Origin of the sequence: Bordetella sp. H567 (assembly GCF_001704295.1) — a bacterium.
GTDB lineage: Bacteria > Pseudomonadota > Gammaproteobacteria > Burkholderiales > Burkholderiaceae_B > Bordetella_C.
In genome coordinates, this window is the sequence record NZ_CP012334.1 from 1,444,734 (window position 1) to 1,466,416 (window position 21,683).

Sequence of the window (21,683 nt, forward strand, 5' to 3'; positions counted from 1 at the left end):
GTGCAGTGCGGCGCGGCTGTGCGCCATTGCGGTGCGGAAGTCGCTATGCGTGTGCATGTCTCGGGCAAGCGCGCCCATATGCCGGCCGGCAACCGTTGCCCGAGGCGGCTACCCTGCAAGGCCCGTTGTGAACGCGCCCTTTCCAAAATGGCATGCATCTTGCATTGCTTGAGACGTGGCAGGGAGGGCACATGCTCAGGGTGATGCTTATCAAGGATGGTGAAGGACGCGTGGCCGAGCTTCGGAGCACCCTGGAGCAAGCCGGCGTCAAGATCGTCGCGGACGTCATGCCGGCCGCCGATCTTTCCGCCCTGATCGCCCGCCATGCGCCCGACGTGGTGCTGATCGACGCCGACGCGCCCTCGCGCGACACGCTGGAGGGCGTCTGCGTCGCCAGCGCGCACGGCGACCGTCCCGTCGTCATGTTCACGGAAAGCAATGACCGCCAGGCCATGCGGGCGGCGCTGCAGGCCGGCGTGGCCGCGTATGTCGTCGGCGAGGTGCCCGCGTCCCGCATCCGCAGCCTGCTGGACGTGGCCATCGAGCGCTACGCCGTGGATCGCGCGCGCCGCGAGGAATTGACCGAGGCGCGCCAGCGCCTGGCCGAGCGTCAGTGGGTGGACAAGGCCAAGGGCCTGCTCATGTCGCTGCGCGGGGTCTCGGAAGACGAGGCGTATCGCCTGCTGCGCGACCATGCCATGAAAAACCAGCAGCGCATAGGCGAAGTCGCCCGGGCGATGGTCCAAGCCGCGGGTTGGCTGAAGGGCTGAGGCGACTACGCCGCCCCGCTCGTCAAAACACGCTTTGGATCCACGCGTGGCCGATTTGAGGCCCTGGGTCCGTCGAGGGCGTGGACAGACCTATTGATCCGGGAACTCAATTGCGGCGGAGTGCTTTGTCACTTTGCGGGCTTATCTGCGATGGAATATGCTCTCGCGAGATCTGCGATGGTTGACGATGGATGGCGTGCTCGACTCGCCACGCAGCCCTTTAGAACATAAGCGACACAGCGATGAACCGAGCTGCGGCACCATTGTTTATTCCTTCTCGCTTCGTACCGACCCGTGAGCAGTGCGATATTCAACTGTCACATGATCGACTAACGCTCATAGAAGCCAATGCTGGAGCGGCGAAGACCACCACGTTGGCGCTTCGCATAGGAGAAGCGCTCGTGCGAGGGCTCCCCCCAGAGAGAATCCTGGCCCTTACATTTACACCCGAGGCCCGGGACGTCATGCGGTCGAGATTGGCAGATGTCGGTATTTCTGCCGGCATATCCGCGCGGATATGTGTGCGAACCATAGATGATTTCGCACACGAAGTGCTGGCGAAAATTGAGGATGCGGTACCGCCGAAACGGGTTTCCAGTCGACATTTGCGGGACGCGGCGCTGGAGGCGCTGACGAACGTCAGCGCCAGGTACGAACACCTTGATGACCTGCTTGATATACGAACGCATAACATCGCCGTGAGTCAGTTCCTGGATGCGCTGCTGCGGCTGAAGGCTATGATGGCTTTCGATCATGTCGACAACGCCCTCGGCCTTGAATCCGCCGCGGAGGATTTAGGCGTTACGCTGACTACTTATCTATGGGCGCGGGAATACGAGGAACTGCGGTGCGGCCTTTTTGATGAGATTCAGTTTCGCGGGCCGCTTGACGCCACGTACGACTTGGCGAAAATGCTTCGCGCCGACCCGGCGGTACCGGAACTGCTGCCCGACTTTGGCCTCATAACGGCAGATGAACTACATGACCTGAACGAGGCTTCCTTCACTATTCTGGAAGCGTTGTCTCGAAGGACTGACGCGTATTTTGTCGGGGCAGGCGATCGCGACCAGGTTATTCATACGCAAAGCGGCGCTGATGCACAGTTCCTGACCAGGCGTTTTTCATATGCCGCCCGCTACCCTTTAACCATGACCTATCGTCATGGGCCCCACCTTGCGTACGCAATGCGGGAGTTCAAGAACAAGCCCATCGAGTCTGCGCTATCTTTGCCCGCCGATATAGAGGTGCTGACCTATTCTGATGCGCAGCCGCATGAGTGTGCGGATCGAATAATACAGGCCGTACGGGCATGGCAGTCCACAGGGAAATCGTTGGACGGTTGCGCGATTTTATTGCGGGAAAGGCACCAGTCGGTGGAGATCGAGAATGTGCTTATGCGGGCCAATATTGGCTATCGTACCGGCAGCATGCAGAGCTATCTTCTCCGCGAAGAAATCTTGTTCCTTCGTGGGATGCTTGCTATTGCATTGGACGACCTGGATGCGGTGCGTTCCGAATCCATTCGAGGTGCCATCATCGAGGCGCTGGCGGTTTTTGGAGAGGTGCCGCTGACGGCAAAAGAGATAGAAGAGGCCAAACAAACCATAACGCGGTACCCCGACATGCTGCGCGACTTCTTTGTCGGGCAAATCACGCGAGCGGGCAACCAGGTTGTGAGTGGGCGCATCGCCGCCGCTGTGCAATTGGTGCGCTCCTCTGTGCCGGAGACGCCAGCATATGAAACGCTCCATGCCGTTTGCGACGTGTTGGATATAGAGGTCCTTGCGCGTCGCATTTATGTCGATCCGCACGAGGCGGCGATCATTGCCCATTCCATTGACGGCTTCATTGCCATGGCACAGCGGTCTGCAATGAGCTTGCGGGAGTTTTACAATTGGTTGGGCGCTGCTGATGCTTTTGTCTCTACGCGCCGGAGTAAAAATCTGGTCCTGCTCGAATACGCGGCTCATTCCAAGGGCAAGGAGTTCGACCACGTTTTGATCCCCTTTCTGGAGGATGGGGAATTCCCGAGTTCGATATACGCTCTACGTGACGAGGAAAACCTTTTTTATGTGGCGGCTACTCGGGCACGCTTTCGGCTGACGTTGATTGCACCCTCTCGGCAAGAGCGTCGTAGCCCCTTCATAGCGAGAATGCGGTTAAGCGAAACCGGTTCGTATGCGAATGCCGTTTTACGGCGAGAGCCGCCGCGGCCGACTGTATCCCCGGCACGGCAGGATCTGTCTGTTCCATTCGCGGACAAGGACGTGGCCAAGGCCCTCGGCGCAAGATGGGATTCAGTGCGCAAAGTATGGTATCTGCTTCCGGATCAAGACCCCGGACCGTTCGCGCCTTGGTTGCCAGAGCGCTAAGCTGGTTTCGTATTCGCGAGGCCCGATCAACGGGCATTTCGCTCCCGGTACTGCGCCGCTATAGATACGGCGTGGCCAGCCAGATCACCTTGTTCCGCAGGCGCGTCAGGAAAGGCACGGCGCGCAGGGTTTCCAGTGTCTGCGGGATGGCGGCCGCGATGGTCGCATCGATACGCGCGCTGATGGCGCGGGCCGTGGCGCAATCGTAGATCTCCGTATCGAGCTCGAAGTTCAGCCGCAGGCTGCGCGGATCCAGGTTCGACGAGCCCGTGTACGACCACGCGTCGTCCACCGTCATCAGCTTGGAATGATCGAACATGCCGGTCGTGCGCCACACCTTGCAGCCCCAGCGGATGACCTGGTCCAGCTGCGCCGTCATCGCGTAGTCGACCAGCCGAAGGTTGTTTTTGCCCGGGATCACGATGTCCACCCGCACCCCGCGCCGCGCCGCCGTGGCCAGGGCGCCGATCAGCGTCTGGTCGGGCAGGAAGTAGGGGGACTGGATGCGGACGTGCCGCTGGGCCACTGCCAACGCGCCCAGCAGCATGTTGTGCGTACTGCCGATGGAGCGGTCCGGCCCCGAGGGCACGCAGCGCACCGCCGCCTTGCCGGGTGGGGCGCTGGTAATGGGGGCGCTGGGGATCGCGGTGGTATCAGCTTTGACGGGGGCGGTGAGGGTAGCAGTGGTGTCAGCCGGGAGGGAGGGGCTGGTGACCTTGGTCCCGCTTATGGCGCCGGCCGCGTGGTTGAACCACAGGCTGCCGGCCAGCGATTCACCGGTCGTGAAGTCCCAGTCGTGCGCGAACACGGAAAGCAATTGGGTCACCACCGGGCCTTCGTAGCGGAAATGGGTGTCGCGGTTGGTATCTGCACGGGCCAGCGCGCTGACGAAGGCCGCACGGATATTCATGCCCCCGGAAAACCCGACGCGGCCGTCCACCACCAGGATCTTGCGGTGGCTGCGCAGGTTGGCGTACGGCATGCGCAGCACGCCCAGCGGGTTGGTCATGAAGCGCGCTGTCGGCACGCCGCCTTTTTTCAGCATCCGGACGATCGGCGGACGCGAATAGTGTGACCCGATCGCGTCGATCAGGACGCGGACCTGGACGCCGCGCTCCCGGGCTTCGATCAGGGCCTGCGCGACTTCCCGGCCGATGGGGTCGTTGTCGAAGATGTAGCTTTGCAGCGCCACCGTGTAGCGCGCCTGGCGGATCGCCTGGATCATCGCGGGATACGCCTCGTCGCCGCCGTCCAGCAGCTGCACCGAATTACCGCCCAGCAGCTGGAAATGGCTGACCTTGTCCGCCAGGGTCTTTAGCGAGGCGAATTGCGGCGCGGACAGCGGCACCACGTCGGGATCCGGCGCCGACGGCGCGCGGGCGTAGGTCACCATGGCTTCGTCGCGCTGCTGTGACACCCGGGTGATGCGAATGCGGTTGACTCCCGCCACGAAATAGGCGGCGGCACCCAGCAAGGGCGAAAACAGGGTTATGCCGACCCAGCCGATGGCGGCGCGCACGTCGTTCTTGGTCATGGCGGCATGGACGGCCGCACCCGCGCCGACCACGAGGCTGACCGTGAAGACGATATGCGGCCAATAAGCTTCCAGGATCTGATGCAGTTCGCGCATGGTTCTTGGTGTTCGTTGCCCAGCGAGTCGCAAAAGCGATGCGCCGGTCCTCCGCGAACCGGCCAGGTCGGGAGAATACCAAGCCGCGGCCCGGAACTGTGGCGGGGTGGACGGAAACGACACGGGGCGTCCAGGATTCTTGGGGCATGTAAACAGCGCGGTATGGTGCTTGGCCTGGGACTAGATTGTGGATCTGGATCTGGATCTGGACCGGGGCTGGAACTGGCGTTGGGCTTGGTGGGGGCAGAGGGCTCACGTCGCAGGGGCTTGAAAAACCCCCCACAAAGCATGTTAGAATCTCGCTTCTTTGCTGCGGTGGCTGTAGCTCAGTTGGTAGAGTCCCGGATTGTGATTCCGGTTGTCGTGGGTTCGAGTCCCATCAGCCACCCCAAAAAGACTTTGAATTCAGGCGCTTGCGGTTACGCAAAGCGCCTTTTTTCTTTTGCTGCCTGTCCGATGATGTCTCGGCGTGGTCTTTGACGCTGCCGGCCGCTTCGACCTCCATGCCAATTCAACACCCGGCACATCAGCGGCTACCTTCGCGCGCATAAGCCTCGGCCGCCCCATCTATCAAAAGCTTCCGTCCGGACTCATCGTGTCGGGGAGACCCCCGCGAAAGGCCTGACGAGCGGCCTTGATCCGGTCTATCCCGCCTTGTCGGATCCCGTCGCCGGAGGGGGTTACAACCCGGGAACCTCGCTACTGCCATCCGCCGCCGCGTAGGGATAGATCCGCTCGCGGCGGTCCTCTATGACCTCCAGCAAGGTCTGGGTGAAGGCCTCCAGCACCGCGGGCTGTTCGCGGCCGCGCTTCATGATCAGATGAAAGCCCAGCGATAGCACCGGGTCCACCAGTAGCGCGGTGGATATCTGTGCATCCATGCCCACCGGCGCCGCGAAGGATGGGATGATGGTGGGGCCCACGCCCGCCGCCGCCATGCCAACCAGGGATTCCAGCCGGTTCATCCGGATGCCGTCCGTGCGGCGCACCCCGCGGGCGGCGCGGCATTTGTCGACCTGCTCCTGCAATTCCATGTCGGGATGCAGTTCCACGAAAGGAACATCCGGCAGGTCGTCCCAGCGTATACGCCTGGCGGCGCGGCCGCGTCCCCTGGCGCGCGGCGGCGGTGCCGCGCGCGATTCCAGGTAGATGAAATCGAACTTGAACAGCGTGCGCCGCGACACCTCCGGTATGTGGCGCGGAAAAACGCCCAGGCCGCAATCCAGTTCGCCGCTGCGCACCTGGCGTTCGACTTCCGGCTTGGGCAGATCCTGGATATGCAGGTCCAGCGCCGGCTGGGTCTCGCGCAGCTTCATGTAGACGTTGGGCATCACCGTGGCCGAAAAGATGGGCGGCACGCCCACGCGCAACGTTCGGCGGCGCTTCTCCGACAGCTGGCTCAGTACGGGGACGATGGCCTCTACCTCGTCGACCACCTGCTGGGCCACCGGCATCAGCCGCTGTCCCGCCGCGGTCAGCCGCACCGAGCGCGTGGTGCGTTCGAACAGGCGGCAGGAGAGCTGGCTTTCCATCTCCTGCATCATCAGGCTGAGCCCCGGCTGGCTGATGTGCAGCTGTTCCGCCGCGCGGGTAAACCCGCGCGTATGCACGATGGCCAGGAAGGCCTTGAAATGCCGGATGGACAGATTCATAAGTATCTAAAATCAATAGATATTAGATATATATTAGACAAATAAAGTCGCCCTTCCTAGACTGCTCTCCACACAAGAACACGATACGAGAGGAGACAAGCACATGGACGACACGCTGAACGACGAACTGCAAATACGCCGCATGGTGGAGCGCTGGGCGGTCTGGCGCGATGCCGGCGACTGGGAGCGCTTCGCGACCGTCTGGCATCCGGAAGGATTCATGATGGCGACCTGGTTCCAGGGGCCTTACGCCGAATTCATCCGCGTCACGCGCGAGGGCTGGGACAAGGGCGTCAGCATCCTGCACTTCCTGGGCGGTACCGCGGTGGACATCCAGGGCGATCGCGCGATCGCGCAGACCAAGATGACGATCTCCCAACGTGGTCCGATCGACGGCGTGCAATGCGACGTGGTCTGCACCGGCCGCTTCTACGATTTCGTGGTGCGGCACGAAGGGCAGTGGAAATTGCTGCATCGCCAGCCCATTTATGAAAAGGACCGCGTCGACCCCGTCGATCCCGCGGCGATCTTGAAGCTGGATCAGGCGGAATTGGCGCGCATGCCGGAGGGATATCGGCACCTGGCCTATATCCAGACGCGGATCGGATACGACGTCTACATGCATATGCCCATGCTGAAGGGTGATGCGGTACAGGCCTTGTACCGGCGCGGCGCCGCCTGGCTGGCCGGCGGCCCGCTGGAACGCTGAACAGGGAGACCGGCATGGCCATCAATGCATCCCCACGCGGGTGCGGCAGGCCCCTGGCCGGCGCCATCGCGCCCGCCATCGCACGCCTTATCGCGCCCGCCATCGCATCCCTTATCGCGCGCCTTGTCGCGCCCGCCATCGCACCCGTCATCGCCGCAACGCTGTCCATGACGGTGCTGTTCGTTCCGGCGCCCGCGCGCGCCGCGGCGTGGCCGGAACGGCCGATCACCATCGTGGTGCCCTACACCCCGGGGACCAGCATGGACACCCTGGCGCGCGTCATCAGCCCACGGCTCGCGCAAAGCCTAGGGCAACCCGTCATCGTCGAGAACCGTTCCGGCGCGAGCGGCAACATCGGCACGGGCTACGTGGCCCATGCCGCGCCCGACGGATACACCCTGCTGATGACGGTCAGTACCTTCGCGATGAATCCCAAGCTGTTCAAGCGCGTGCCCTACGACCCGGTCACCAGCTTCGTGCCGGTTGGCCGCGTGGCCGTGGGCGCATTGGTGTTCGCCGTGAATCCGGGTTTTCCGGCCCAAACGCTGGCGCAGGCCATGGAGGCGTTCCGCGCCCACCCGGGCAAGTATGCCTACGCGTCGCCGGGCAACGGCACGCCGCAGCACCTGGCGATGGAGCTGTTCAAGCTGCATACGGGCGTCGACCTGATGCACGTGCCTTATAGCGGTTCGGCGGGGGCGATCACCGATCTGATGGGCGGGCAGGTCGACGCCATGATCCTGCCGGTCAATACCGCCTTGCCGTTGAAGGAGTCGGGCAAGCTGCGCGTCCTGGCCGCGACCCAGGAACGCCGGATCGCCGTCATGCCCGACGTGCCCACGCTCGCCGAAAGCGGCGTGCAAGGCGCCGACGTCAGCCTGTGGTTCGGCCTGCTGGCGCCGGCGCGCACGCCCGCGGACATCGTCGCCCGCCTGAATGGCGAGATCGGGCGCATCCTGGCCTTGCCCGACATACAGGAAACCCTGGACAAGCAGGGCCTGACCGTCGCGCCCGACACGCCGGAGGCCTTCGGGGCCCTGGTGGCGGCCGAAACGGCGCGCTGGGCGCAGGTCATTACCCAAGCCGGCATCACCGGCAATTGAATGGAATGAACATGAATAGCAAGCCCCGGATCATCATCGTCGGCGCGGGCATCGGCGGCCTGACCGCCGCGGCCAGCCTGCTGAAGCGCGGCTTTGCCGTGAAGGTGTACGAGCAGGCGACCGTGCTCGCCGAAGTGGGCGCGGGCATACAGTCCAGCGCGAATGCGGTCAAGGTGCTCTACGACCTGGGCCTGGAGGACGCCCTGGACACCATCGTGGTGCGCCCGCAAGCCTTCGAGTTTCGCCGCTTTAATACGGGCGAGATGATGTATCGCATACCGCTGGGCGAGACCCACGAGCGGATCAATGGCGCGCCGTACTTCCATATCCACCGCGCCGACCTGCATGAACTCCTGGCCAAGGCCGTCCTGGCGATGGATCCCGACTGCATCGTCCTGGGCGCGCGCGCCATGGGCTTTGAGGAAGGCGCCGACAGCGTCACATTGCACCTTGCCGATGGCCAGCGCGCGACGGCGGACGTCCTGGTGGGCGCCGATGGCATCAAGTCGGCGATCCGTGCGCAGATACTCGGTGCCACGCCGGCCAGCTACACCGGCGATATTGCCTGGCGTGCCGTCATTCCCACCGAGCGCCTGCCGCGCGGCATCATGGAAACCGTATCCACCGTATGGTGCGGGCCGAAGAAGCACGCGGTGATGTACTACCTGCGCGGGGGCACGCTGATGAACTTCGTGGGACTGGTCGAGCATGCGTACCCGGAGAACGAATCCTGGACGCAGAAACGCCCCTGGACCGACCTGAAGGCCGACTTCGAGGGTTGGCATCCCGCCATCCAGACCGTGATCGACGCGATAGACCGCGACGGCTGCTACCGCTATGCCCTGAACGACCGGGCGCCGGCGGACCACTGGAGCACCGGGCGCGCCACGCTGCTCGGCGACGCGGCGCACCCGACGCTGCCTTACCTGGCCTCCGGGGCGGCCATGGCCATCGAGGACGGCGCGGTATTGGCGCGCTGCCTGCAGGCGCATGCCTCCATCCCCGACGCGCTGGGGGTATATCAGGACAGCCGCCTGGAGCGCACGGCCCGGGTCGTGCGCGAGTCCGCCGGCAACCGCGGCCTGTACCGCGTGGAGGACGAACAGGAGATGCGCCGCCGCTTCCAGGAAATGAACATGAGTAAAAGTCGCTCGGAATGGCTATATTCCTACGACCCGTTGACGGTTCCCCTGACGAACCGTTGATATTCCGGTCGTTGAGCGGCTGGCCGCCTTGTGCGGCCTTGCCGGGCGGCGGCCTGGTCTTGAAGGAAGCTACCGTGCGTAACCTGAATCACGAAACCATCACCGAAGCCGTCCTGGAGCGCCAGGATAAAACCGCGGACCCCCGCCTGAAGCAGATCATGACCAGCCTGGTCCGGCATCTGCATGATTTCGCGCGCGAAGTGCAATTGACCGAGGACGAGTGGTTCAAGGGCATCGAGTTCCTGACGCGATGCGGCGACATCACCGACGGAAAGCGCCAGGAATTCATCCTGCTGTCAGATGTGCTGGGCCTGTCCATGTTGACCGTCGCCATGAACAACGACAAGCCGGCCCAATGCACGGAAGCGACCGTATTCGGCCCCTTCCACGTGCAGGGCGCGCCGGATTACGAGCTGGGCGCCGATATCTCCAACGGCGCGCGGGGCATTCCCTGTCTGGTGCGCGGCACCGTGCGGGACGCCAATGGCGCGCCGGTGCCGCACGCCCGCATGGATGTGTGGCAATCCGACGAGGACGGCCGGTACGATGTCCAGTACACGGATATCGACCATGCGCAGGCCCGCGGGGTGCTGCATGCCGACGCCGACGGCCGCTATCATTTCCGCTCGATCCTGGCGGTGCCTTATGCCATTCCCGACGACGGTCCGGTGGGCGACCTGCTGGAGGCGACCGGTCGCCATCCCTGGCGTCCGGCGCACCTACATTTCATGATCGAGGCGCCGGGCTACGAAACGCTGATCACCCATGTTTTTCGCAGCGACGATCCCTATCTGGATTCGGACGCCGTCTTCGGCGTCAGGCAGTCGCTCATCGCCGAGTGGAAGGCGCAGCCCGACGGCAGTTACCTGGTGGAATATGACTTCGTGCTGAATCCCGTCGCGGCGAGGATGCCGTGAAAGCGTTCGTCTATAACGGCCAGCCGGGCAGGGTGGTATTCGGCAACGGCGCGCTGTCGCAGCTGGAACAGGAAGTCGATCTTCTGCGGGCCAGCCGCGTACTGGTGTTGTCCACGCCGGGGCAGCAGGCGCAGGCGCAGGCTGTCGCGGGCCGCCTGGGCGCGCGCGCGGCCGGCGTTTTCGCGCGCGCCGTCATGCACGTGCCCTTGGCCCTTGCCGAAGAGGCCCGTGCCGAAGCGCGGCGACTGGGCGCGGATTGCACGCTGGCCATCGGCGGGGGCTCCACCGTCGGTTTGGCGAAGGCGATCGCCCTGGAACTGGGGCTGCCCATTTTGGCCATACCCACCACCTATGCCGGCAGCGAGATGACGCCCGTCTACGGCATCACCGACGGCGGCATCAAGAAAACCGGCAAGGACGCCCGCGTGCTGCCCCGCACCGTCATCTACGACCCGGACCTGACGCTGCGCCTGCCAGTCGGCCTGAGCATCACCAGCGGCATGAACGCCATTGCGCATGCCGCGGAAGGGCTCTATGCGAAGGATGGCAATCCCATCATGGAGATGATGGCCGAAGAGGGCATACGCGCCTTGGCGCGCGCCATGCCCGCCATCCGGCAACAGCCCGCCGATGCGCAGGCGCGGGGCGACGCCCTGTATGGCGCCTGGCTGTGCGGCACCGTGCTGGGCAATGTCGGCATGGCGCTGCACCACAAGCTGTGCCATACCCTGGGCGGAACATTCAATCTGCCGCACGCGGAAGTCCATACGGTCATCCTTCCGCATGCGATCGGATTCAATGCGCCGTTCGCCGCGCCGGCGATGCGGCGCATCGAACGCGCGCTGGGCACGGAAGGATCGGCCAGCGCCGCGGCTGCCTTGTTCGACCTGGCCCGCGATAACGGCGCGCCGGTGGCGCTGAAGGACATCGGGGGCATCACGGAGGCCGACCTGGCCGTCGCGGCGGACCTCGCCGTGCAGGCCCCGTATTGGAACCCGCGCGAGATCGGCCCGGACCAGCGTGAGGACATTCACCGCTTGCTGGTGGCGGCCTATCACGGCATCAGGCCGGATTGAGCCGCGGGACGGCCCCATCCGCCGCCGCGCGTCAGGTGGTGACGGTGCGGGACCGGCCGATGGGGCCGTCCTCGGCAAGATCCCGAAGAAAGGACAGCAGCGCCTTGCCCGGGTCGCTCTCGTGCGACGAGATCACCTGTATGCCCCATTGCGCCAGGACGGCACTGGCGACAGGGTTGTCCATGTGCCAGAACAGATAGGACGGCGGCCGGTCGCTGGCCTGCAGCGGCTGCTGCCACAGCTTCGCGAGTTTCCAGAACAGCATCCGGATATTGATATCCGAAATGCTGTAGCCGACGAACAGCACGGGGTAGACGAGCAGGTCGGCGCGCAGCTTCAAGTCCAATGGGGATTCGAAGCTCAGGCGTTCGAAATAGGCCGACTCGGCCAGCACCATCGAATCCGGATCGTCCAGGTCGCCGTGGAACTTGATGATCGGCCGCGCCGTGCTTTCGGCCAGGGCGGCCAGGTCGCGCACGCTGGTGACCTTGATATAGGGTTTCCCGTAGGCTTCGTGCGCGGCTTCCAGCCAGCGGTCGAAGTTGGTCGTGTAGATGCTGTGGAAGCGGGCATGCACGATCAGCCTGTGCAGCTCCGAACCCTTGATGTCGATGTCCGGCCGGTGCCATTCCTTGCACATCCATCCGTGCAGGGGGGCCAGTCCCCGGCGCAGGCGATAGTATTCCGCCAGTGCCCGCACGTCGCCGTAGTTGCAAAACTCCTGCGCGTCCTCTTCCAGGTGTCCCGCCATTTCGACCGCCAGCTCCGGTCCGGTCGGCAGGCCCAGGCCCGCCGATACGCCCGCGCCGGCGAACAGGATGAGCCGTCCGGTGCGATAGGCGTCACGCAATCCCTCTAGCGCGGAATGCCGCTGTTCCTGTGTCTTCGCCATAAGCCTGATCGTGCAAAGCGGTTCGGATGGAGGTGATCGCTATGGGTTCGCGGGCTCCAGCACCGTTCTTCCGACCTGTTCGCGCAAGGTCTCGAACTCGTGTGGGTCGTGGCTGCAGCAGATGGTGATCTCGCCGCCGTGTTCGCGGCGCAGTGCTCGCAGCCGAAGCTGGTTGCGCAGCCTGGCCTTGCGGTTCTTTTCCATCATCCACTGATAGAAGCGCAGCCCCGGCGTACAGCGGGGCCGGTCCGGGTCCAGCTCCTGGTGATAGAAATAGGCGTCGCCCGCCTGCAGCAGCCACCCGGCGCCGCGCCGCACGGCGACCCCCGCATGGCCCAGGGTGTGGCCGTGCAGCGGCACCAGCGCGATCTCTTCGTGGATGCCTTCGATGGCGCGCGTGCCTTGAAAGCCGAACCAGGTATCGCCCGTGGCGGGATATTCCTTCCATCGGCGCTTGGAGGACCACTGCTGCGGGCGATATCGCTGGCGGTCGAGCCGGGTGGATTGTCTCGCCGCGGCCTCGCGTTCGGGGCGCGACAGATGCACGGCGGCCTCGGCGAAATCGTCCAAGCCTCCCGCGTGATCGAAATCCAGGTGCGTCAGCACGATATGCCGCACGTCTCGTGTCTGGAAACCCAGGCGTTCGATCTGCCGCGCCGCCGTCATGGACTCCTTGAAATCGGGCTTGAGCAGGGACAGGAAGAAGGCGCTGAGGCGGGTGCGGGGCGCATGGACATCGCGCAGGCCGAAGCCCGTATCGATGAGCACCAGGCCGTTCCGGTCGGTTTCCACCAGGATGCAATGGCAGCACAGGGTGCCGCGGCAGAACAGGCAGTCGCTGCGCCCGTCCATGAGGTGGCCGCCCAGCGGGCAGGAGGAAATGCAGTTCAGGTGATGGAGTCGCATGATGCCGGCTTGCGAAGACGAGACATTGCCGCTGCAAGCCTCATGCCGCGCTACTTCTTCAGCGCCTGCCGCAGCTGGCTGACCTCGGTGCCGGACACCGGCGGCGCGTCGTTGCCCCAGGAACTGCGGACGTAGGTCAGCACCTGGGCGATCTGCGCCTCGGTCAGGATCGTATCGAAGGGCGGCATGTGCTGCGAGGCCGGGCCATGCTCGGTCGCCGCGCTGTGACCGCCTTCCATCACGATGCGCATCAGCGCGGTCTTGTCCTGCGCCAGCAGCGAGGGATTGCCCGCCAACCGGGGATAGACGCCGGGCACGCCCTTGCCGTCGGCCTGATGGCATTGGACGCAGAAGGTCTTGTAGACGGCCGCGCCGACCGATTCCACGTCCAGCGTGCGGTTGCCCTGGTCCGCGGTCGCTTCCGTCACGGTCGCGCGATCCGGGTGGAAGCGGCCGCCGTCCGCATTGGGCGGCAGGCTTTTCAGGTAGACCGCGATCGCGCGCAAGTCCTCATCCGTCAGATGCTGCAGGCTGGTTTCGATGGTCTCGACCATGCTGCCGTAGGCCATGTTGCCATTGGCATGGCCGGTCTTCATGAAGGCGGCGAGCTCGTCCACGCTCATGCGGCCCAGTCCCGAGCCCATGCCGCTGTTCAGGTTGGGCGCGAACCAGTGGTCGTTCACGCCGCCGGTCAAAAAGTGGCGCGAGGATTCGTCGTCGCCGCGTTCCTGGAAGGCCGGTCCGCGCGGCGTATGGCAGGCGCCGCAATGCCCCAGGGCTTGGACCAGATAGGCGCCACGGTTCCACTGCGCGTCGCGTCCGGCCTTGGCCTGGTAGACCTGCTCCGGAACGAAGAAATGCTGCCAGATGCGCAGGATCCAGCGCTGGTTGAAGGGGAAGGGCAGCTTCGTGGGCGGCGGCGCGCTGTCGACCGCCGGGACGCCGCGCGTCATATACGCATAGAGCGCGCGCATGTCGTCTTCGCTCATCCTGGCGAAGGACGCATAGGGCATGGCGGGGTATAGCGGCTTGTCGCCCCGGGCCACGCCGTGGCGCAGTACCCGGGCGAACTCCTCGTAGGTGTAGCCGCCGATTCCATGCCGCGGGTCTGGCGTGATGTTGGTGGAGACGATGGTGCCGAAGGGTGACCACAATTCGCGGCCGCCTGCATAGGGCGCGCCGCCCTTGGGGTTGGTATGGCATCCCATGCAGTCGCCCGCGCTGGCGACGTACTTGCCGCGCGCGATGAGCGTGGCGTCGGCATCCGGCGGGGCCGCGGCCGCGCCGGCGGCGTGGGCGCGCGGTGCGGCGGCGAGCAAGGGCGTCGCCAGCAGCGCCAGGCCAAGCAGGGATAGCGCGGGGCGCGACAGCCAGCGCCAGCCGACGTACAGGCCGCCGATCAGATAGGCGAGCCCCCCAGGCACCCACATGACCAGCCCGCCCAGTTGCTGGTCGCGCAGCGGGTCGATGCCCAGCGCGGCCGCCGGTTCCATGTACGCGGGGTACCACAATCCGGGCGCGAGCGTCAGCAGCGCGCCCAGCGCGCCGGTGTGGACCATGGTCGTGAAGAGCGACAGCATGGCGTAGGCCCCGGGCCCGTCCCGCCGCGGCATGCCGAAGATGGGCCACCAGAACAGCAGCGCGCTCGCCAGGAAACTGGCGTGCTGCCACGCGTGGATGGCGGGGTCGGCCAATGCGGCCTGGAAGAAGCGCGGGACATGCCACAGCCACAGCGCCGCCGCGTGCAGCAGCCAGGCCGCCAGCGCGCCGGTCAGCAGGTGCCAGGCGCCCAGCAAGGGGCGCCAGCGCCACGCCTGCGCGACGGGCCGCCGCCATCGATGCGGAAACGCCCATAGCCACACGGCCAGCGGCCGCCCCATGACCAGCAGCGGCGCGGCGACGATCATCAGTACCTCGTGCTGCACCATATGCGCGGAGAACAGCACGCCGCTCAGCGCATCCAGGGGCGACACCAGCGCGACGCAAAGCGCGGCCCAGCCGGCCAGGAAGGCCAGCAGCTGGCGACCGCGTGTTCGTCGGCCTTCGTGCGCGCCGGCGCCCAGCGCACGGCGTCCGCGCAGCCGCGCGTAGCCGGCCAGGTACAGCAGCAGGCTGACGGCTAGCAGCGCCACGACCCAGGGCTCGGGCGCGGCGTACAGGCTAGGCTGGCCCCCGGCCTCGGGCGAGGCGACGTGGGCGCCCGCGAGGGCGGGCAGCAGCGTGAGCGGGAGCATCGCGATCCGGAACCGCCCGCGGGGCTGGCGTGCGTGGGATGGGCAAGGCCGGTGTGTCATCGCGTCCTCTAGAGCCGCGGCGCCAGGTAGATCACCGCGTAGATCGGCACCCAGCTGAACACCACGAAATACCAGTACAGCGCGTTTTCGCTGACATCCACATAGCGGCGTCCGTCGAAGGGGCCCGTGAACAGCAGCGCGCCCAGGACCGCGGTGTCCACGGTGTCGGTGATCAGGTGCGTGGTATGCAGGCCCAGCAGGAACCAGACGACCGCCCCGTACGCGTTCTCGTTCCAGCGCACATTCAGCGTGGTGAACTCCAGCGCGCGCAGCGCGAGGAAGACCAGGGCCAGGGCCACGCACACCACGACCCAGAGCGCGGCGCGCCGCCGCTGCAGGCGTTCCGCGGCGCGTTTGGCGAGGTGGTTGGGCCACAGGCTGAAGAGCAGCAGGACCGTGTTCACCGTTCCCCAGATCATCCCGGGCGGGTCCGCGCTGATCGGCCATTGCGGGGCCAGTCCGCGCAGGTAGAAGTAGGCCATGATGCCGATGGCGAAGACGGTGCCCTCGATCAGCATCAAGCCCATGGTGGCCCACCACATCAGGCTGCGATGGCTGAAGCCATAGGTCTGCAGGCCCGATACGTCGATGACGCCCGCCTGCATGACCGTATCGCCGTGCTTGGGTTGGCTCATGGCGTGCGCTCCAGCCGTATGGCCTGCGCGGTCGCGCGCCGTTCCGGCCAGAACCACAGGATCAGTGCCGCCGCCACCGGGACCGAGAGCCATACGACCGCCCAGGGCGTGAAGACCGACCCGATGAACAGGGCCGTCGTGGCGACGGCGCTGACGAAAGGCCAGATCGAGGGCGTGGGGAACAAGACCCGTAGATCCGGACGCGCGTCCACCACGGTGCTCGCCAGCACTTCACGCGCGTCGGCCGCCAGCCCCGCCACGCTACCGACGGGACCGTCGTCCCACAAAGGGTCGCGCGAGCGGACGACGGGCAGCGTATCGAAATTGTGTGGCGGGGGCGGGCTGCTGGTTTGCCATTCCAGCGTGCCGGCGCCCCAAGGGTCCGCGCCGGCCCATGCGCCGTGGCGGCGGCAACGCAGCACATTGAACATGAACACCAGGACGCCGGCCGCCAGCATGCCGGCGCCGACGGTGGCGCCCAGGTTCATGCCGTTCCAGCCCATGTCGGCGGGATAGGTCCACACCCGCCGCGGCATGCCTTGCAGCCCCAGCACATGCATCGGGAAGAACGTGACATTGAAGCCGATGAAAAACAGCCAGAAATGCCAATAGCCCAGTTTCTCGTTCAGGAGGCGGCCGGTGAACTTCGGAAACCAGTAGTAGAACGCGCCGAACAGGGGAAAGACCGCGCCGCCAAACAGCACGTAGTGCAGGTGGGCCACCACGAAGTAGGTATCGTGTACCTGCAGGTCCAGCGAGACGCTGCCCAGCATGATCCCCGTCATGCCGCCCAGCACCAGGATCACGAAAAAAGCCAGCACGAAGCACAGCGGCACGCTCCAGCGCAGCCGGCCGGTGCCCAGCGTGGTCAGCCAGCAGAATATCTGGATGCCCGAGGGAATGGCGATGGCCAGGCTGGACGCGGTGAAGAAGCGCTTGCCCAGTTCCGGCATGCTGGTGGCGTACATATGGTGCGCCCAGAGCCCGAAGGCCAGGAAGGCGATGGCGATCAGGGCCAGCACCATCGCCGGATAGCCGAACACCGGCCGGCGCGCAAAGGTCGGGATGATGGTGGAGATGAACCCCAGCGGCGGGATGAAGATCAGGTAGACCTCCGGGTGCCCGAAGAACCAGAACAGGTGTTGCCACAGCAGCACGTCGCCGCCGCGCGCGGGATTGTAGAAGTGCGTGCCGACCAGCCGGTCCAGGATCAGGGCGGTACTGCCGAACATGACCGACGGCATGGCGAACAGCACCATGAACTGCGTCACCAGGGTGGCCCATACGAAAAGCGGCATGCGGTTCAGCGTCATGCCGGGAGCGCGCAGCTTGAAGATGGTGGTGATCAGCACGATGGCCTCCAGCAGGGCCGCCAGCTCCGTGAAGGTGATCATCTGCGCCCAGATGTCGACGCCCTTGCCGGTCGAATAGTCGGGGCCGGACAAGGGCACATAGGCGAACCAGCCGGCGTCCGGCCCGGAACCCAACAGGAATCCCCCGAAAAGAAAGAGGCCACCGAAGACGAATATCCAGAACGCGTAGGCGTTCAGGCGCGGGAAGGCGACACTGCGCGTGCCTATCATCAGAGGCACCAGATAGCCCGCGACCGCCTGCATCACCGGCACCGCGAAGAGGAACATCATGGTGGTGCCGTGCATGGTGAAGAGCTGGTTGTATAGCGTGGGGCCGATCAGGCGGTTGTCCGGCTGGATCAGCTGCAGGCGCATCGCCAGCGCCAGCGCGCCACCCAGCAGGAAGAAGACGAAAGTGGCCAGCATGAAGCGCAGGCTGATCGTCTTGTGGTTGATCGCGCAAAGAAGTCCGCGCCACCCCGGGGGATCGCGCCAGGTTTCGGCCAGGGCGGCCCGCGCGGCGGCCGGCGCATCCGGACCGTCCAGCAGGCGCGGGGTGCCCGTGCCCACGGGCGCGTGCGCGGCCTGGCCCCGTGGCGCCTGCGCGGCGCCAGGCGCCCCTGCATCGGAGGGCAGAAAGGGAGCGGAGGTGGTGCTCATTGCAGGGATCCCAGGTAGTGCACCAGCGCCCGCAGGTCTTCGGGCGGCAGTTGGGTCGGTGGCATCGTGGTGGCGGGCTTCATGGAGCCCGGCGCGGTGAGCCATTGCGCCAGGTTTTCCGGCGTGTTCGCGATGGTCCCGGCCGCCAGCAGGGATCGGCCGGCCAGGTGCGTCAGGTCGGGGCCCAGCGTGCCCACCGCGGACGTCCCGCGTATGGTGTGGCACTGCGCGCAGGAATTGCCCAGGAACAGGCCCATGCCGCGCCGCGCCACCGCTTCGTCGGGCAGCCGCGCGTCCTGCCGTTCGCGGTCGGCCCAGTCGGCGTAGTCGTCGGTGGAGACGGCGGCCACGGAGAAGGCCATCAGCGCATGTTCGGCGCCGCAGAATTCCGCGCATTGCCCGCGATAGTCGCCCGCGCGGTCGGCTCGCAGCATCATGGCCGCATCACGCCCCGGAATCATGTCGCGCTTGCCGTGCAGATTGGGCACCCAGAAGGTGTGGATCACGTCCGAGGATTTCAGCGTCACCAGCACGGGCCGTCCCACCGGCAGGCGCAGCTGGTTCGCCGTCACGAAACCCGGGCGGCCGCCGTCGGCTTCATAGCGGGTTTCCCACCACCACTGGTGCCCGATCATCTCCACGCGCAGGGGATCCGCCATGGGCAGGCGCGACAGGGCGCGATCGGTCAGGAAGTCCGCCGCGACCAGGCCGCACAACAGGACGACGGAAGTCCAGGTTGCCGCCGCGACGCGGCGCCGCGCGCGGCGCTCGGCGTGCCCATCGCGCGGCGAGGGCGCCTCCCGGGCGCGTGCGCCGCGCCGTATGGCGATGAACAGGGCGACCAGCACGGCCACGAACACCGCGGTGCATACCGCCAACGTCACATGCCAGAGCGCGAGTATGCGTTCGGCCTGTATGCCCGCCGGCGCCAGCACGTCCTGCGCGGGCGCCGCGCTGGCCGCTGCGCTCCAGCTCAATAGCGTCCACCCCCACGCGCGGCGCGGCATATCAACGGCCAGCCTCTTTGCGCAGGGTAATGGGAATGGACTTGGCCGCCGGCACTTTGCTTTCCTTCGCGTGGTGCCAAAGCGGAATCAGCGGATTGCATTCCGGATAGTAGGACCACGCACAGCCGGCCGGGATGTCATAGGGCCGGACCTTCAGGCCGCCGACCTCGCGCTTGAACCCGTCGTGCGCCACCGTGCTGGCCACCACGACGTCGTCTTCGCGCAAGCCCAGCCTGGCCATGTCGTCGGAGTTCATCATGATCACCTGCCGTGTGCCATGCACGCCGCGGAAGCGATCGTCCAGGGTGTAGACGGTGGTATTGAACTGGCTGTCCCCGCGGGTGGTCATCAGGCGGATGACGTCCGGGCCGTGCTCGGGCATGTCGGGATCGTCATCCAGCGTTTCGGGCACGACGAAGTTGGCCTTGCCGGTTTCGGTTTCCCACTTGCGCTCCGTGGCGCCCAAGGGGCGGTGAAAGCCCCCGGGATTCCACATGCGGCGGTTGAAGTCCTTGAAGATTTTTGGATAGGTGGCTTCGATGGCGTCCCGGACCAGGGAATAGTCGCCGACCCACCGGTTCCAGTCGACGTAGGGATTCGGCCGCAGCGTGGCCTTGGCGATGCCCGCCACGATGGCCGGTTCGGAAAGCAGCTTGTCGCTGGCCGGTTCATGCACGCCCCGCGATCCGTGAAAGCAACCGGTGCTGTCTTCCATCGATACCGCCTGTTCGCCGGTGGCCTGCCGGTCCACCTCGATACGGCTCAGGCAGGGCAGCAGGTAGGCCTGCCTGCCGTGCAGCAGATGGCTGCGGTTCAGCCGGGTGGTGATGCCCACGGTCAGGTCCAGCCGCCGCCAGGCCGGCTCCATGCGGTAATGATCCGGCGTGGCCCGCGCGAAATTGCCGCCCAGGCTGATGAAGGCCGACACGCGTCCGTCGAGCATGGCCTCGCAGGCCTCCACGGTATTCATGCCCTTCTTCGTGGGCGGATCGAAGTGGTAGAGCTCGCGCAGCTTGTCGGCGGGAACGTGTTCCGGCTTTTCCGTGATGCCGACGGTGCGCTGTCCTTGCACGTTGGAATGCCCGCGTATCGGGCAGACGCCGGCGCCGGGCTTGCCGATGTTGCCTCTGAGCAGCAGCAGGTTGGTAATCATCTGCACGCTCTGCACGCCGTTGCGGTGCTGCGTCAGTCCCATGCCGTACAGCAACATGGCGGCCTTGGCGCGGGAATAGGTGGCGGCGGCCTCGGCCAGCGCGGCGCGAGTCAAGCCGGATTCGCGTTCGATGTCGTCCCATGGCATCTCGCGCATCGCCTGCGCGAAGTCCTCGAAGCCATGGGTGTGTTCGGCGATGAAGGCATGGTCCAGAACTGGCGCCCCGCCGTCCAGGCGGGCGGCATCGTCGGCCTCGATCAGCCATTTGCACAGGCCGGCCAGCGCCGCGGTATCGCCGCCCAGCTTCAGCTGCAGATACTGCGTGCTGATCTGCGTTTCCTTGCCCGTCAGCATTTCCATCGGCGACTGCGGGTTGGTGAAGCTGACCAGCCCGGCCTCGCGCAAGGGATTGAAGGTCACGATGGGAACGCCGCGCTTGCGGGCGTCCTGCAAGGGGTGAAGCATGCGTGGCGCGTTGGTGCCGGTGTTGTGGCCGAAGAACAGCATGCAATCGGTGTGTTCGAAGTCTTCCAGCGTCACCGTGCCCACCGGCACGCCTATGGTTTTCGGCAGGCCCACGGAGGTGCTTTCGTGACACATGTTCGAACTATCCGGCAGGTTGTTGGTGCCGTACATGCGGGCGAACAGCGCGAACATGTAGGAGGTCTCCAGCGATGCCCGGCCCGAGGTATAGAACACCACGGAGTCCGGGTCGCGGCCGCGCAGCAGCGCGCCGATCTCCTCGAACGCCTGCCGCCAGCTGATCTCCACGTACTTGTCGGTGGCGGCGTTCCAGCGCATGGGCACCGTCAGGCGGCCGATCGCTTCCAGCTCGTGATCCGACCAGGACTCCAGTTCGGCACAGGTGTGCGAGTCGAAAAAGCGGGCGGACACCTTCTTGCTGGTGATATCCCAGGCCGTGGCCTTGGCGCCGTTTTCGCAGAACTCGAAGGGATGCGGATGCGCGGGCTTGGCCCAGGAACAGCTGACGCACATGAATCCGTCGGGCTTGTTCTGGTGCATCAGCACCTTCGTGCCGTGCATCAGGCGGTGTTCCTTGACCAGGATGGATCCCACGGCCCGGGCCGATCCCCAGCCGCCGGCGGGCTCGGTGGGCTGGCCAGAAGAAGTATGTTCGTTTGCCATTTGCTCGTACCCTCGTCACCGGGCGGTCCCCACGCGCATGGCGTTCGCCGGGAGGGCGGCCGGTCCGGCAGGGCCGGACGGGCGCTGGGACACCCTGTTGTTTGTAGTCGGTATGGCGGCGGTCCGCCGAGGGCGGCCGCAGCGCGGGTGCGGCGCCAGTAGCAGAAAGCATGCCCGGCGCGGCGTCGCCGCCGGTGGCCTGCA

At 65.7% G+C, this 21,683-nt stretch carries 16 protein-coding genes and 1 tRNA gene; 8 read left to right on the forward strand and 9 right to left on the reverse strand.

Annotated elements, in window-relative coordinates; all coding sequences use genetic code 11:
* Nucleotides 1-191: 191 nt before the first annotated feature.
* Both AKI39_RS06555 and AKI39_RS06560 read left to right on the forward strand, forming a co-directional pair.
* Nucleotides 192-770 carry an ANTAR domain-containing response regulator gene (locus AKI39_RS06555; protein WP_066633890.1) on the forward strand — a complete coding sequence of 193 codons (579 nt, stop codon included), beginning with the start codon at nucleotides 192-194 and terminating at the stop codon, nucleotides 768-770.
* Between the two features lie 242 nt (nucleotides 771-1,012).
* Nucleotides 1,013-3,142, forward strand: a complete 2,130-nt coding sequence (locus AKI39_RS06560) for a 3'-5' exonuclease (protein ID WP_066633892.1) — start codon at nucleotides 1,013-1,015, stop codon at nucleotides 3,140-3,142.
* A 58-nt stretch (nucleotides 3,143-3,200) separates the two neighbouring features.
* Here AKI39_RS06560 and AKI39_RS25985 read toward each other — a convergent pair whose 3' ends face one another.
* The gene (locus AKI39_RS25985; RefSeq protein WP_235610758.1) at nucleotides 3,201-4,772 is read right to left on the reverse strand and encodes a phospholipase D-like domain-containing protein; all 1,572 of its coding nucleotides are present in this window, start codon (nucleotides 4,770-4,772) and stop codon (nucleotides 3,201-3,203) included.
* 315 nt (nucleotides 4,773-5,087) lie between these two features.
* Here AKI39_RS25985 and AKI39_RS06575 point away from each other — a divergent pair.
* Nucleotides 5,088-5,163 (forward strand) — tRNA-His (locus tag AKI39_RS06575).
* A 289-nt stretch (nucleotides 5,164-5,452) separates the two neighbouring features.
* Here the strand turns inward: AKI39_RS06575 and AKI39_RS06580 are convergent.
* Complete coding sequence (locus tag AKI39_RS06580) at nucleotides 5,453-6,424, reverse strand: LysR family transcriptional regulator (protein WP_066633893.1); 972 nt, start codon at nucleotides 6,422-6,424, stop codon at nucleotides 5,453-5,455.
* Between the two features lie 103 nt (nucleotides 6,425-6,527).
* Between AKI39_RS06580 and AKI39_RS06585 the strand changes: the two genes are divergently transcribed.
* From AKI39_RS06585 to AKI39_RS06605, 5 genes are all read left to right on the forward strand, one after another.
* A complete protein-coding gene (locus AKI39_RS06585; protein ID WP_066633894.1) occupies nucleotides 6,528-7,133 on the forward strand; it encodes a nuclear transport factor 2 family protein in 606 nt (201 codons plus the stop codon).
* 14 nt (nucleotides 7,134-7,147) lie between these two features.
* Nucleotides 7,148-8,236 carry a tripartite tricarboxylate transporter substrate binding protein gene (locus tag AKI39_RS06590; RefSeq protein ID WP_235610759.1) on the forward strand — a complete coding sequence of 363 codons (1,089 nt, stop codon included), beginning with the start codon at nucleotides 7,148-7,150 and terminating at the stop codon, nucleotides 8,234-8,236.
* An 11-nt stretch (nucleotides 8,237-8,247) separates the two neighbouring features.
* Nucleotides 8,248-9,441 (forward strand): FAD-dependent monooxygenase, encoded by a 1,194-nt coding sequence (locus AKI39_RS06595; RefSeq protein ID WP_158515157.1) that lies wholly within the window; start codon nucleotides 8,248-8,250, stop codon nucleotides 9,439-9,441.
* A 74-nt stretch (nucleotides 9,442-9,515) separates the two neighbouring features.
* Nucleotides 9,516-10,358, forward strand: coding sequence for an intradiol ring-cleavage dioxygenase (locus tag AKI39_RS06600; RefSeq protein WP_066642325.1), 843 nt, complete (start codon nucleotides 9,516-9,518; stop codon nucleotides 10,356-10,358).
* Nucleotides 10,355-11,434 carry a maleylacetate reductase gene (locus AKI39_RS06605; protein WP_066633898.1) on the forward strand — a complete coding sequence of 360 codons (1,080 nt, stop codon included), beginning with the start codon at nucleotides 10,355-10,357 and terminating at the stop codon, nucleotides 11,432-11,434. Before AKI39_RS06600 ends, AKI39_RS06605 begins: the two co-directional genes overlap by 4 nt.
* Before the next feature lie 31 nt (nucleotides 11,435-11,465).
* Here the strand turns inward: AKI39_RS06605 and AKI39_RS06610 are convergent, their stop codons facing one another.
* From AKI39_RS06610 to AKI39_RS06640, 7 genes are all read right to left on the reverse strand, one after another.
* Complete coding sequence (locus tag AKI39_RS06610) at nucleotides 11,466-12,326, reverse strand: SIR2 family protein (RefSeq protein WP_066633900.1); 861 nt, start codon at nucleotides 12,324-12,326, stop codon at nucleotides 11,466-11,468.
* 39 nt (nucleotides 12,327-12,365) lie between these two features.
* Nucleotides 12,366-13,232: an MBL fold metallo-hydrolase gene (locus AKI39_RS06615; protein WP_066633902.1), complete on the reverse strand. Its 867-nt coding sequence runs from the start codon at nucleotides 13,230-13,232 to the stop codon at nucleotides 12,366-12,368.
* Between the two features lie 50 nt (nucleotides 13,233-13,282).
* Nucleotides 13,283-15,466, reverse strand: a complete 2,184-nt coding sequence (locus tag AKI39_RS06620) for a cytochrome c oxidase assembly protein (protein ID WP_158515158.1) — start codon at nucleotides 15,464-15,466, stop codon at nucleotides 13,283-13,285.
* 68 nt (nucleotides 15,467-15,534) lie between these two features.
* Nucleotides 15,535-16,161 (reverse strand): cytochrome c oxidase subunit 3, encoded by a 627-nt coding sequence (locus AKI39_RS06625; protein ID WP_145925210.1) that lies wholly within the window; start codon nucleotides 16,159-16,161, stop codon nucleotides 15,535-15,537.
* Nucleotides 16,158-18,173 (reverse strand): cytochrome c oxidase subunit I, encoded by a 2,016-nt coding sequence (gene ctaD, locus AKI39_RS06630; RefSeq protein ID WP_083228663.1) that lies wholly within the window; start codon nucleotides 18,171-18,173, stop codon nucleotides 16,158-16,160. Before ctaD ends, AKI39_RS06625 begins: the two co-directional genes overlap by 4 nt.
* A complete protein-coding gene (gene coxB / locus AKI39_RS06635) occupies nucleotides 18,170-19,150 on the reverse strand; it encodes a cytochrome c oxidase subunit II (protein WP_235610760.1) in 981 nt (326 codons plus the stop codon). The genes ctaD and coxB overlap by 4 nt, the downstream gene beginning before the upstream one ends.
* A gap of 31 nt (nucleotides 19,151-19,181) precedes the next feature.
* Nucleotides 19,182-21,479, reverse strand: coding sequence for an FdhF/YdeP family oxidoreductase (locus AKI39_RS06640; protein WP_066633904.1), 2,298 nt, complete (start codon nucleotides 21,477-21,479; stop codon nucleotides 19,182-19,184).
* Nucleotides 21,480-21,683: the final 204 nt, after the last annotated feature.

Bases quoted from the DNA above. Each gene is read 5' to 3' on its own strand.
- AKI39_RS06580 (WP_066633893.1), bottom strand. From the start codon at position 6,424: ATGAATCTGTCCATCCGGCATTTCAAGGCCTTCCTGGCCATCGTGCAT.
- AKI39_RS06610 (WP_066633900.1), bottom strand. From the start codon at position 12,326: ATGGCGAAGACACAGGAACAGCGGCATTCCGCGCTAGAGGGATTGCGT.
- AKI39_RS06640 (WP_066633904.1), bottom strand. From the start codon at position 21,479: ATGGCAAACGAACATACTTCTTCTGGCCAGCCCACCGAGCCCGCCGGC.
- AKI39_RS25985 (WP_235610758.1), bottom strand. From the start codon at position 4,772: ATGCGCGAACTGCATCAGATCCTGGAAGCTTATTGGCCGCATATCGTC.
- AKI39_RS06590 (WP_235610759.1), top strand. From the start codon at position 7,148: ATGGCCATCAATGCATCCCCACGCGGGTGCGGCAGGCCCCTGGCCGGC.
- ctaD (WP_083228663.1), bottom strand. From the start codon at position 18,173: ATGAGCACCACCTCCGCTCCCTTTCTGCCCTCCGATGCAGGGGCGCCT.
- AKI39_RS06625 (WP_145925210.1), bottom strand. From the start codon at position 16,161: ATGAGCCAACCCAAGCACGGCGATACGGTCATGCAGGCGGGCGTCATC.
- AKI39_RS06620 (WP_158515158.1), bottom strand. From the start codon at position 15,466: ATGCTCCCGCTCACGCTGCTGCCCGCCCTCGCGGGCGCCCACGTCGCC.
- AKI39_RS06555 (WP_066633890.1), top strand. From the start codon at position 192: ATGCTCAGGGTGATGCTTATCAAGGATGGTGAAGGACGCGTGGCCGAG.
- AKI39_RS06615 (WP_066633902.1), bottom strand. From the start codon at position 13,232: ATGCGACTCCATCACCTGAACTGCATTTCCTCCTGCCCGCTGGGCGGC.
- AKI39_RS06595 (WP_158515157.1), top strand. From the start codon at position 8,248: ATGAATAGCAAGCCCCGGATCATCATCGTCGGCGCGGGCATCGGCGGC.
- AKI39_RS06560 (WP_066633892.1), top strand. From the start codon at position 1,013: ATGAACCGAGCTGCGGCACCATTGTTTATTCCTTCTCGCTTCGTACCG.
- AKI39_RS06585 (WP_066633894.1), top strand. From the start codon at position 6,528: ATGGACGACACGCTGAACGACGAACTGCAAATACGCCGCATGGTGGAG.